Genomic DNA, 12,411 nt, shown 5'->3' with positions numbered 1-12,411 from the left:
GGCTCGAACCTGTGACCCCCTGCTTGTAAGGCAGGTGCTCTCCCAGCTGAGCTATTCGCCCACGTCATAACTATCGCCTTTTCACAACCATCTTGCCCCAGTATCTTATCACATTGCTGAAGCCAAGTCAAATACCAGTGAAAAGCTGGTGGGCGAAACAGGGCTCGAACCTGTGACCCCCTGCTAGTAAGGCAGGTGCTCTCCCAGCTGAGCTATTCGCCCACAAAGTAATGACTTGCCTCTCGGCGACGTAGTTCAGTATATCAAACCCTTTGGTTTTCGTCAACATCTTTTTCTCCAATTCTCATTGAGATTTCCCTGGGGGGGAAGCGGTAAAGGTTAACGGGTGTGAAGGAAACCTGGAACGGAAAGGCTACGATCTAGGACAATGTGCTTCTACTGACGAGGGAGGTTAAGGTATGCGCAGTCTGTGGAACGGGAGCATCAGCTTTGGATTAGTCCATATCCCTGTGAAAATGTATGCCGCCACCAGTCGGGAACGGGTCAAGTTTCGCTATCTCCATGGGGAATGCCATACACCAATTCGATATCAGAAAACCTGTCCCCAATGCCAGCGGGAAATCACCGATAATGAGATTGTCTACGGATACGAGTATGAAAAGGGCCGCTATGTCATCATTGATGAAGAGGAACTGGAGGCGCTCCCCTTTAAACAGGGCCGCACCATCGACATCGTTGACTTCGTGGAGTTGTCAGAAATTGATCCCGTTTATTTTGATAAGACCTATTACCTTGAGCCCAAGGACGGCGGGGCCAAGCCCTACGTACTGTTACGCAGAGCCATGGAGGAAACCCAGAGAATCGCTATTGCCAAAGTCCTCATCCGTTCCAAAGAGTCCCTGGCCGCCCTTCGGGCTACGGAGAATGCCTTGATCCTAGAAACGATGTTCTATCCTGCGGAGGTGCGGGCGATATCCTTGCTGACGGAGCTAAACAAACCGGTAGACATTCATGAACGGGAACTGGCAATGGCCGTCAGCCTGATCAATAATCTTGCCTCTAGCTTCGATCCCCACAAGTACACCGACAACTATCGGGAGGAATTGATGAACCTGATCAACCGAAAGATTGCCGGTGACAAGGTCGTCGCCGCTCCCGGTCCACAGCAGACCGACACAGTCATCGACTTGATCGCTGCCCTGGAGGCCAGCATTAGGGCAACAGAGGATTCTCGGGAGCCAGAGCCGGCGATAGCTGGGCCGGCCCAGCGCCGATGATGAAGCTGATTCGTCCCATGTTGGCCGAGTCCATCGACCAACCCTTTGACAGCCGGGACTATCTCTTTGAACCAAAATGGGATGGATTTCGGTGCATCGCCTACCTGGAACGGGATCGCACAATATTGTACAGTCGCAGCGGTCGGGACTTCAGTCACCAATTCCCAGAGCTTTTGACACTCCATCGCCGGGCGAGGAAATTGCCTGCGATCCTCGATGGAGAAATTGTCGCCTTTACCGCTGGCAAACCAGATTTTCACGCTCTGTTGCACCGCAGTCGACGAAGCCCATCCCCACAGGTGGTTGATGCAACGCCAGTCAACTATCTAGCCTTCGATTTGCTGCACTGGGACGGTGCCCCCTTGCTGTCAACCCCTCTACTGGAACGAAGGACGCGGCTCAAGGAAGGATTAGTTGAAGAGGGACCACTTCTAATCTCCCCCTTCGTCCCAACTCAAGGAATCAGTCTTTACCAGGTAGCCAGGCAGCAGGGTCTCGAAGGAATCGTGGCCAAGGCGTTGAACAGTCCCTACCTTCCCGGCAAACGCAGTCGCCTCTGGCTAAAATGCAAGGTCATCCAAACTTTGGAAGCCTGTATTCTCGGGTTTACCCCCAAGGGCGATTCCCTCGCCTCTCTGGCCCTGGGACTGTGGAATTTCTCCCACTTTGATTACATCGGGCACGTTGGTACCGGTTTCACTGACTCGGAAGCCCAGGCGATGCGCCGTTTCTTCTCTGCCTTTGTCCTTCCCCGCTCCCAGCTAGCAGTGGGCAACGTCGACGAGAAAACCCTGCAAACCACCGTCTGGGTTGTGCCGCAAACGGTCTGCGAAGTAAGATTTTTCCAGCTGACTCCAGAGGGGCGACTTCGCCACCCCAGCTTTGTGTGCATCCGACCGGACAAAAGACCCCAGGAGTGTACCTGGCAGCAGATTTCCCAAGGAAAGGACGAAACCCATGGCAAGAACTAGTGTCCAGCAAACGGTGGAAGTGGAAGGACACCGGGTCAAGTTAACTAATCTCGACAAGGTCCTCTGGCCCGACGTTGGTTATACCAAGGGGGATCTGATTCGCTACTACGCCCAAGTGTATGACTACATAGCCCCCCACCTTAGCCAACGTCCCCTTACCCTGGTCCGGTACCCCAATGGTATCCAGGGCCAGTCCTTTTACCAAAAGAACGCTCCTCCTTCAACGCCAGATTTCGTTGACACTTATCTCGCAGGCTCTGGTAACAGCCGCATCAACTACATCCTGGTGTCAAATCGAGCCACGATGGTCTGGTTAGCCAACCAAGCAGCTCTCGAACTTAACCCCTGGTTATCTACCATCGAGCATCCTCAGTTTCCCGATGTCATTGTCTTTGACCTTGACCCGGAAGAAGGCAGTAGCTTTGAGGATGCCCGGGCGATTGCCTTTGTGGTAAAGGCGGCCCTGGACAAGCTCAATCTGAAGGGATTTCCCAAGCTTTCCGGGGCTACCGGAATCCATATCTACGTCCCCATCGAGCCCAAGTACTCCTTTCAGGTCACCAGTCGCTTTGTCGGCTTTCTCGGCGAACTCATCAGCCAAATTCACCCCACCAAAGTGACCAATCGGCGATTGGTGAAGGAACGGACGGGAAGGGTCTACATCGATCACTTGCAAAACCTGTATGCCAAGACCATTGTCTGTGCGTACAGTCCCCGACCCCGACCGGGGGCCCCAATCTCTATACCCGTTACCTGGGAGGAGCTTGAGTGGATTCAACCACAGCAGTTTCACCTCAATAACGTCCTTGATCGGCTCAACCAAGTGGGAGATCTCTTTGCTCCTGTGCTGACCACCAGACAGTCCCTGGACTCTCTCCTACCCCAACTGGGACTATAATTGCATGATCGAGTAGGGCAAGGCTAGGTGATCAGCCCTAGCCTTGTCCCTCTCCCAGAACCGTGCATACGGGCCTCGTACTGTCTCTCCATCTCGCTGTACTCTCCGCTTCTCTTGTTTACATGGTTGCAGTTTCTTCCCAGAGCTCATGCGGCGTCTCTAGCTCTATGGCAATCTACCGCACTCTGCTCTGTTAGTCTGCTGAGGGGACAAAGGCTTCAGTTGACTCGTCGCCACCGATCGACAGGCTTCTTTCAGCCCATCGGCGCAACAGACATGCCAGGCACACAAGAAAGGTGGCCCGATGGCCACCTTTTCCTTAAGTATCCTAGTCAATCCCGACTTGCTTACTGAGAAAACTTGCTGCCGTTTCTGCCAGTTTTAGTTCGAACTCACCTAATTCCCTTTCCTGCGAACTGAGAATAACGGTCCCAATCAGGTCACCGGTTGGACTGATAATTGGAGCGATAACAACGGATGATGGTTTATAGTCTCTATCCCACTCTAAGTACGGTTCCTTTTCGAGACCAGCTTGGCCGATGATCTGACTGGTTCGCTCCCGAGCCAGCTGTTTTAGTGCCGCTGTTGTCTGTGTTCCAATCATGCCAGAGAGGACCCCACCGGTGGCCACAACTTGATCCTTGTCGGTGATCACAGCCTCACATCCAGTGGATTCCGTTAACGCTTCGGCGTATCCTTCCACATCCCGTTGAATTCCCCAGAGCGGAGAAAATTTCTTCAAAACTATTTCTCCATTGGACTCGGTAAAGATCTCAATTGCGTCGCCTTCATCGATGCGGAGCTGGCGACGCAACTCTTTTGGCACTACTACTCTGCCTAGTTCATCTATCCTGCGTACAATGCCAGTTGCTTTCATCTTCTAGACCTCCTCCATCAATATTGTGACCCCACTCCGGCAAACTCATGCGCACCTGTCAGCTTATTGCAGGAGGGCAAAGGCCGATATAGACGGAGGATCCGTAAATTTCCGCTAGACGCAACACAGGGGATCCCATCAAGCGGGATCCCCTGTACACTCACGCTATTGGTTCTTGCCAATTACCCCTTAGGCCAAGTATGCAAAGCGGAAAATAAACAACACCGCCAGCACATAGACCATCCAGTGGACAGTCTTGCCCTTTCCAGAGAGCAGCTTGATCAGTGGGTAGACGATGAACCCAAGGGCAATACCGGTAGCAATACTATAGGTAAAGGGCATAGCTACCATCGTAATAAAGGCAGGGATCGCCTCGGAAGCATCTTCCCAAGCAACGCCCAGCGCCTGTTTGATCATCATCGAGCCCACGATGATCAGCGCAGGAGCTGTAGCAGCCGAGGGCACTATCGCAATGATCGGCATGAAAAACAGCGCCAGCAAGAAACAAACAGCTGTGGTAGCGGCAGTCAGCCCAGTCTTACCGCCAACGGCAACTCCACTGGCCGATTCCACGTAAGTAGTAACCGTCGGCGTTCCGAAGATGGACCCAGCCACGGTGCCCACGGCATCGGACAGCAATGCCGGGCTAACTCTCTCCAGCTTGCCTTCCTTGTTGAGAAAGCCACCCTGCTTGGAAACGCCGATCAAAGTTCCAATGGTATCAACCATGTCCACAAACAGGAAGGCGAAGACAATCTCAAAGAAGCCTAGCTTGAGAGCACCGAGAATATCTAGTTTACCGAAAACAGGAGCCCAGTCGCCCAAGCGTGGCCACTGGATAATACCACTGGGAACTTGGGTCACACCAAAGGGCATACCCAGAATCGTCGTTGCCAGAATCCCCCAAAGAATTGCACCCTTGACCTTAAGGGTCATCAGGATCCCAGTGATAATCAACCCGGCAAAGGCCAAAAGTACCGATGCGCTCTTGACATCTCCTAAGGCCACTGTAGTGGCTGGGTCACCGACTACAATCCCGGCATTGACCAGCCCAATCAAAGCAATAAATAACCCAATACCGGCACCAATTGCGCTCTTCAGACTGTCGGGTACCGCATCCACGATCATCTCGCGCACACGGGTCACGGTCAACAGAATAAATACCACACCAGAAAGAAAGACAGCTCCCAGTGCCGTCTGCCAGGAGACACCCATGCCTAACACCACGGAATAGGCAAAATACGCGTTTAGACCCATACCCGGCGCCAAGGCGAAGGGATAGTTGGCCAGGAGGGCCATCAGCAACGTAGCAAAGGCTGCAGAGAACGCAGTGGCATACAAGGTTGCATTAAAGGGCATGCCTGCCTCCTGTAGAATGCTTGGGTTAACAAATAGGATGTATGCCATGGTCATGAAGGTGGTAATCCCGGCTACGATTTCCGTTCTTACCGTAGTGTTATTCTCCTTCAGACGAAAGGTTCTTTCCAAGAATCCCGTTTCCAAACTAGTTGTCGACACCCCAATACCTCCCAATCTTCTCCATAACTCCAAATACATCGTCAACTAAAAACTTCTATCACCGAATACCTTTGTCAACTGAATATGTTTTTTGCAGCTACCACCCCGTCACTGTGAATTGTTCATGATACCAAAGATTTGTCACAAACTGTAAGTTCAACCTGACATTGGTTTTGCCTGCCGGACTTTGGGCAAATATGTAATTTTGCTGTAAATTTTCTTGTATTATGTCTGACTATTTCACGAAAAGGGAGAACCGAATCCCATCTTTCAGTAGGAATTCGGTTCCACAGTCGCCTTTCAGGTCTATTATTTTACCCCGAACCAGTCACTACTTTTGAAGGACTTCCGGATTCACACAGTGGGCAGGAGATTCATTTCTCAATACTGCTAACAGATTATTTGCAGCCAGGACTGCCATCCTATCCCGGGTGTCGTAGGTCGCGCTGCCCAGGTGAGGCAGGAGGACCACGTTATCCAATTCTGCTAGTCCTTCTGCCAGCTCCGGTTCATTCTCAAAGACATCTAATCCTGCGGCAGCGATCTTTCGTTCCTGTAGAGCCTTGACCAAGGCCGCCTCATCGATCAAGGGACCCCGGGCACTGTTCACTAAAATGGCACTGGGCTTCATTAATTCAAGCTCCTTCTCCCCAATGATATGATGGGTAGAAGGCAGCAGGGGAACATGAAGGGAGACAAAATCTGACTCTGCCAGAAGTTCCTCCAAAGGCCGATAGACTGCTCCGTACTTCTCTTCAGCTTCAGGATAGCGCTGGACATCATAGTACAGAATTTTCATCTCAAAGCCCGTAGCTCGCTGAGCCATGGCTTGTCCGATCCGTCCCATCCCCACCAGTCCCAGGGTCTTACCGGTGACATCGGCGCCTAACATCAGCATCGGGCCCCAACCCTTGAACTTGCCTTCCCGAACGAACCGATCGGCTTCAACCACCCGCCGAGCTGCAGCCATCAGCAAAGCCCAGGCGGTATCAGCGGTGGCATCGGTAAGAACTCCAGGGGTGTTGCAAACGGGAATGCCCCGCTTGGTTGCGGCCTGAACATCGATATTGTTGTAACCCACGGCGTAATTGCTAACCACCTTCAAATTGGGGTTGACCGCCAGCAACTCTTCATCGATGGTATCGGTCAGGAGACAGAGTAGTGCATCCGCTTCCTTTACTCCGGCAATTAGCTCTTCTCGGCTCAAAACCCGGTCTTCGGGATTGACTTCGACGTCACAACTTTCGCGCAGTAGTTGCATTCCTGCTTCAGGAATTAGTCTGGTAACAAAAACCTTAGGCCTTTGTTCAGTGTTGGTCATCTTTTTCAACTCCCTGCCATGATTTTCTTCATATTCCACATATATCATGTATTTCCGTACCCAAGGAAAATCCCTCTTAATTCCTTCTTTCACTTGCCCGCAACCAGCCATGATCCACTGCCTCAAAAAGCAGATATCCACCGAGGGCTAAAGCCAAATCATACCAGGGAATTGGAAGGCTAAAGATCCCATAGGTTAGTGCAACAAGGAGACAGATCACAACCCCTGCCACTGCCCCCTCGAGAAAGGAAGCCCCAAGCCAGCCGCCCGCAAGCCATCCGGCAAATCCTGCCACAGCTATTTGTACCGCTGAGGTGGCGTTGACACTGAAGACAAGGGCAGGCAGAAGGCCATCAACCCAGCTGGCCCGCAGCTGCAAGCCTCTCCCCGCGGAGATTAATCCATATTGGAGCCACTCTGCCATAAAGGGCGACAGACTCAAGCCGGTGCCCACCAGAAACAACCACTGCCCCAAGGAGGCTGCCCAAAGGGCCTTCCATCGCCCCAGATGCCGGCCTAGCAGCACCGCCAGGGCCAGGCCAAGGTGCCAAGACTGCAAGAAGGGGTAGATCAGAGCCTGAAGCATCCCTTGGGGAGCCAGCGATGCGATGGGAGTGATCACCAGGAGAAAAAAGAAGTAGGCCACCGCCCAGCCCAAGACCTGGGTGATCAAAACAGGCAAGAAGGACCACAGAGCAAAAAGCAGTCCCGCCCGTAGATTGAGCAACGAGAGCAAAAACGCAGCCCCGGGCAGCATCATCTGCCTCACCATCGATGTCGGCACTGGAAACAGCAGATTGCCCGCTACCTGCAGGTTGTGGATCAAGTAAACCAGACCGGCACATTCCATCGCCAGAAGAACTCTGCTTCCACGCCAGTGAAGCAAAGCCCTTGCTCCCCGCTGTATACCCTGCAGCCACGAAAAGCCCTGGGAAGGGGACACCTGTCGCACTTCCTGCACCCACTCTTCCCATTGGGCCAGACTGGGCCGCTTTGCCGGTTCAGAATCCAGAGCCTTTGCCAAGAATCGCCGAACCCTTGGATTCACCTTGCCCCGACGCAGGGACTCCATCGCCCGCCGAGGTGATGGGCGGCCTCCTACTGGTTTGCCCAGAAGATACATTACCGTCGCGGCTAGAGAATACAGATCCGCTGCTGCTCCCCCTTTTCCCTCCTTGACCTCCGGGGCGGAAAAGCGGTGAGTGATCCCGCCAAGACCTCGGCCATCGGAGGTACGACTGGCGCCAAAATCCGTCAAACCTACGATTCCCAGTTCATCCATCACTATGTTCTCCGGCTTGATGTCCCCATGGAACACCCCACGGCTGTGGGCATACTTCAAGGCCGACAGCACCTGTTCTACCACCATCCACACCCGCTCCGGGGGCAAGGGACCTCGAGTCTGTACCCACCACGACAGATCATGTCCCGGGAAATACTCCATCACTAGGTAACTGCCAAGGGCCGTCCTACCCCAATCGTAGAGGGTTGGGATGTTGGGGTGCTGCAGCTGCGCCAAAATCCCGGCCTCCCAACGGGAATCTAGCCCGTACTCCGAGGTAGGGATCCATTTCACCGCGACGGATCGACGGGCCAATTGGTCCACAGCCAAGTACACCTGGCCATTTCCCCCACGTTCCAAGCGGCGCTGAATGATATATCGTTCCGGCAAATCCGGCAGAAGTTCATTGGGCACCAATCCATAGTCCCCGACAGGCCTTAGGGGCAGGGTTGGTTCCCGACTAGAGGTTCCCGGCACTTTGATCCCTCCTATCACCCATAACCTGCACCAAAGCCCGGCCCCTTATGCCCAATTTTCTCCAGTTTTGGACTACAAAGGCAGCGGAAGGACCGATATCCTGCAGCCAGATCTCTTGACTTGGATAAAAAAATGGATATATTAGAAACTAGTAGCACTCGCGAGCGGAGAGTGCTAACAAAGAAGGAGGATGTTGCCATGCTAAGACCACTGGCAGACCGGGTTGTTGTCAAGGTAATGGAAGAAGAGGAAAGAACGGAAAGCGGAATTCTGTTACCGGACACAGCAAAAGAAAAACCCCATCAGGGCAAGGTGATTGCCGTAGGTCCCGGGCGATTGCTGGACAACGGCCAGCGGGCGCCCATGGAAGTCAAGGTAGAGGATCAGGTGATCTTTGCCAAGTATGGGGGCACCGAGGTGAAGTTTCGGGGTGAAGAGTACTTAATTCTCAGGGAATCGGATATCCTCGCCATTGTCTAAATCTCCTTAGAACTGCAGAAATGGTCATATCACCGCTAGACCAGGATTCCCTCGATCCCATTGACTGTGACTGTGCTCCAGCCGCCACCAGAGACCGCTCACGGCTGGCTAGACTCTTCATATGTCTAAATTTCAGACTGTCTAGGAGGGATTTTGATGGCAAAGCAAATTACCTTTAACGAAGACGCTCGCAGAGCCCTTGAGAGAGGTATTAATGCCGTAGCCGATGCCGTTAAGGTCACCCTGGGACCCAAGGGCCGCAACGTGGTGATCGGCCGAGATTTCGGTTCTCCAATCGTTACCAAGGACGGGGTCACCGTGGCCCGGGAAATTGAGCTTAAGGATCCCTACGAGAACATGGGGGCGCAGCTGATTAGAGAGGTGGCCACCAAGACCAACGATGTGGCCGGCGACGGAACCACTACGGCAACGGTATTGGCGCAAGCCATCTTTGCCGCGGGAATGAAGAACGTCGCTGCCGGAGCCAATCCGATGCTGATTCGCCGGGGTATCGACCAGGCGATCGCCGCGGCAGTGGAAGGCATCGAGAAGATGGCGATTCCCGTTGAAGGCCGACAGCATATTGCCCATGTCGCCGCTATTTCCGGCAACGATCCTGAGATTGGAGAGCTAGTGGCCGAGGCGATGGAAAAGGTTGGCCAAGATGGTGTGATTACCGTGGAGGAATCCCAGGGAATCGGCACTACCGTGGAAGGCGTGGAAGGGATGGCCTTCGATCAAGGATACATCTCCCCCTACTTTGTCACCAACAGCGAGACAATGGAGGCTACCTTGGAGGAGCCCTACATCCTGGTTCACGAGAAGAAAATCACTGCCGTTGCAGATCTACTTCCCGTCTTGGAAGCCGTACTCCAAGCCGGTCGACCCCTATTGATTATCTGTGAGGATGTAGAAACCGAGGCTCTGGCCACCCTAGTGGTCAACAAGATTCGCGGCACCTTAAGCGTCTGTGCCGTCAAGGCACCGGGCTTTGGTGACCGCAGAAAGGCAATGATGGAGGATATTGCCACCCTCACCGGCGCTCAGTTCGTATCCGAGGACCTTGGCATCAAGCTGGAGAACGTTACCTTGGATATGCTGGGATCCGCTCGGTTGGTCCGGGTGAGCAAGGATGAGACCACCATCATCGAAGGCAAAGGCGATGCCAACCAAATCAAAGGACGCATTGAATCCCTCAAGCGGGAAATCGAAACCACCGATTCCGATTATGACCGGGAAAAACTCCAGGAGCGATTGGCTAAGCTCAGCGGCGGGGTGGCGGTAATTTCCGTTGGTGCTGCCACGGAGACGGAATTGAAGGAAAAACGGGATCGAATTGAAGACTCTGTCCACGCCACTAGAGCCGCAGTCGAGGAAGGCATTGTCCCCGGCGGCGGTACTGCCCTGGTCAATGTCATCCCCGAACTAGACAAACTCGACCTAGAAGGCGACATGGCCATCGGAGTGCAGATCGTCCGTGCTGCCTTGAGCGAACCCCTGCGCCAAATCGCCAACAACGCCGGCTTTGAAGGCTCCATTATTGTGGAACAGGTTAAGGCTAAAGGGCCCGGGATCGGTTTTGACGTGATGAAGGAAGAGTTCACCGACATGATCCAGGCGGGAATCATGGATCCAGCCAAGGTGACCAGAACTGCACTGCAAAATGCCGGCAGCATCGCCGGGATGATGTTAACCACCGAAGCTCTGGTCTCCGATATCCCAGAGAAAAAGAAACCGGTGGAAACCCCACCGATGGACTACTAATTTCCCCTGGAAGATAGATTAAGCAGGGCTGTTGCTGAAGGGAGTTTCTTCGGCAACAGCCCTATTTTCTCTACTGCGAAATCTTTGCCAACCGAATCACATTCCAAGAAGCCTTGGGAAGTACAGCCTGGACCTGACCCTCCACTACCTTAGCCCCGGCCTGTGTTGTCGGTGCCACTTCCCTGGGATTGGTCGCGGAGTTGACGGCCTTCAAATCACCATGGGCCATGGTAATATGCTCCACAACTTCATATCCTTCAAATCCCCGAATGTCAGCTTGCAGCTGCAGCTGGGACTCCAGGTGGCGGTTAACAGCAAAGATGGTCAACGCGGATGTAGATTCGTCATGGACAGCGATGGATTCCAGGTAAGGAACATCGCAGAAGTCCTTACTGTCGTACCGGGCACAGTCGACGATGGGATTGAGGACCACTCCCCGACCGTACAAGGATGCGTGCATGAAGGGATAGTAAATCGTCTGACACCAGGCCGGGCCATTCTCCTCGGCGATGATGGGAGCAATTACATTGACCAGCTGCGCCAGACAGGCGATCTTTACGCGATGGGCATGTCGCAGCAAAGTGATCAACATGCACCCCACCACGAGGGCATCTTCCATGTTGTAGATATCCCACAGCTGTGGCGGAGCTATGGACCAGGGCTCAATTTCCCGATCCTGGTCATTGGAGTGGTACCAGACATTCCACTCGTCAAAGGACAGATGCATCACTTTCTTGCTGCGCTTCTTCGCCTTGACATAATCGCAAATGGCGATTACCGACTTGATGAAATCATCCATGTCCAGGCTTCTAGCCAGGAAGTTGGGGGTATCATCGTCCCGATTACCGTAGTAGGTATGCAGGGAAATGTAATCTACCTCATCGTAGGTATGCTCCAGGACCGTGGCTTCCCACTCAGCAAAGGTTGCCATCGCCCGATTGGAGCTGCCGCAGACCACCAGCTCAATCTCCGGGTCAACCCACTTCATTACCTTCGCGGTTTCCTGGGCTAAGCGGCCGTACTCATCGGCGGTCTTGTGTCCAATCTGCCATGGTCCATCCATTTCGTTACCCAAGCACCACAGTTTGATGTTATGGGGAGCCTCGTAACCGTGGGACCGACGCAGATCGCTCCAATAGGTCCCCTGGGGATGGTTACAGTACTCCACGAGATTGCGGGCGGCATCCACTCCCCGGGTACCCAGGTTCACTGCCATCATTACTTCGGTATTGGCCCTCTTGGCCCAATCACAAAACTCATTGACTCCCACTTGGTTGGTTTCAATGGTCCGCCAGGCCAACTCCAAGCGGCGGGGACGCTGCTCCTTGGGGCCAATGCCGTCTTCCCAATTGTAACCAGAGACAAAGTTTCCTCCTGGATAGCGCACAACGGGTACCTGTAACCTTCTCACTAGTTCCAAAACGTCACGGCGCCATCCCTGCTCATCGGCCTGGGGATGATCGGGATCATAAATCCCACCATATACTGCTCGGCCCAGATGCTCGATGAAGGCACCGTACAAGCGGGGATCGACGGGACCGATTACAAAGTCCTTGTCAACGATCATCCTTGCCAAGTGCTTATC

10 protein-coding genes and 1 tRNA gene are annotated in these 12,411 nt (G+C 53.5%); 5 read left to right on the top strand and 6 right to left on the bottom strand.

The window, feature by feature from the left end; translation table 11 throughout:
* Nucleotides 1-146: 146 nt before the first annotated feature.
* A tRNA-Val gene (locus tag GX030_08170) sits at nucleotides 147-222 on the bottom strand.
* 197 nt (nucleotides 223-419) lie between these two features.
* Between GX030_08170 and GX030_08165 the strand changes: the two genes are divergently transcribed.
* The 3 genes from GX030_08165 to GX030_08155 are packed head-to-tail and all read left to right on the top strand — an operon-like array spanning nucleotide 420 to nucleotide 3,107.
* Nucleotides 420-1,238 carry a Ku protein gene (locus GX030_08165; GenBank protein NLV92352.1) on the top strand — a complete coding sequence of 273 codons (819 nt, stop codon included), beginning with the start codon at nucleotides 420-422 and terminating at the stop codon, nucleotides 1,236-1,238.
* Nucleotides 1,235-2,209: an ATP-dependent DNA ligase gene (locus GX030_08160; GenBank protein ID NLV92351.1), complete on the top strand. Its 975-nt coding sequence runs from the start codon at nucleotides 1,235-1,237 to the stop codon at nucleotides 2,207-2,209. Before GX030_08165 ends, GX030_08160 begins: the two co-directional genes overlap by 4 nt.
* Nucleotides 2,196-3,107 (top strand): DNA polymerase domain-containing protein, encoded by a 912-nt coding sequence (locus tag GX030_08155; protein NLV92350.1) that lies wholly within the window; start codon nucleotides 2,196-2,198, stop codon nucleotides 3,105-3,107. The genes GX030_08160 and GX030_08155 overlap by 14 nt, the downstream gene beginning before the upstream one ends.
* 328 nt (nucleotides 3,108-3,435) lie before the next feature.
* Here GX030_08155 and GX030_08150 read toward each other — a convergent pair whose 3' ends face one another.
* The 4 genes from GX030_08150 to GX030_08135 all read right to left on the bottom strand — a co-directional run bounded on the left by GX030_08150 (nucleotide 3,436) and on the right by GX030_08135 (nucleotide 8,582).
* The gene (locus GX030_08150) at nucleotides 3,436-3,984 is read right to left on the bottom strand and encodes an AbrB/MazE/SpoVT family DNA-binding domain-containing protein (protein ID NLV92349.1); all 549 of its coding nucleotides are present in this window, start codon (nucleotides 3,982-3,984) and stop codon (nucleotides 3,436-3,438) included.
* 189 nt (nucleotides 3,985-4,173) lie between these two features.
* On the bottom strand, nucleotides 4,174-5,541 hold the full coding sequence (locus GX030_08145; GenBank protein ID NLV92348.1) for an NCS2 family permease: 1,368 nt from the start codon (nucleotides 5,539-5,541) through the stop codon (nucleotides 4,174-4,176).
* A 292-nt stretch (nucleotides 5,542-5,833) separates the two neighbouring features.
* Entirely contained in the window at nucleotides 5,834-6,823 is a 990-nt protein-coding gene (locus GX030_08140) for a D-glycerate dehydrogenase (GenBank protein ID NLV92347.1), read from the bottom strand.
* 76 nt (nucleotides 6,824-6,899) lie between these two features.
* Entirely contained in the window at nucleotides 6,900-8,582 is a 1,683-nt protein-coding gene (locus GX030_08135; protein NLV92346.1) for a serine/threonine protein kinase, read from the bottom strand.
* A gap of 198 nt (nucleotides 8,583-8,780) precedes the next feature.
* On the opposite strand from GX030_08135, the gene GX030_08130 reads away from it, so the two are divergent.
* Both GX030_08130 and groL read left to right on the top strand, forming a co-directional pair.
* Nucleotides 8,781-9,062, top strand: a complete 282-nt coding sequence (locus GX030_08130; protein ID NLV92345.1) for a co-chaperone GroES — start codon at nucleotides 8,781-8,783, stop codon at nucleotides 9,060-9,062.
* Between the two features lie 156 nt (nucleotides 9,063-9,218).
* Nucleotides 9,219-10,826, top strand: coding sequence for a chaperonin GroEL (groL, locus tag GX030_08125; protein NLV92344.1), 1,608 nt, complete (start codon nucleotides 9,219-9,221; stop codon nucleotides 10,824-10,826).
* Nucleotides 10,827-10,896: 70 nt separating this feature from the next.
* Here groL and GX030_08120 read toward each other — a convergent pair whose 3' ends face one another.
* Nucleotides 10,897-12,393 carry an alpha-N-arabinofuranosidase gene (locus GX030_08120; protein NLV92343.1) on the bottom strand — a complete coding sequence of 499 codons (1,497 nt, stop codon included), beginning with the start codon at nucleotides 12,391-12,393 and terminating at the stop codon, nucleotides 10,897-10,899.
* Between the last annotated feature and the right edge of the window lie 18 nt (nucleotides 12,394-12,411).

The sequence above is a fragment of the Bacillota bacterium genome (assembly GCA_012727955.1).
Classification (GTDB): domain Bacteria; phylum Bacillota; class Limnochordia; order DTU087; family JAAYGB01; genus JAAYGB01.
Note: the sequence above shows the minus strand (reverse complement) of the source record. Positions and strands in the feature narration are given on the sequence as shown.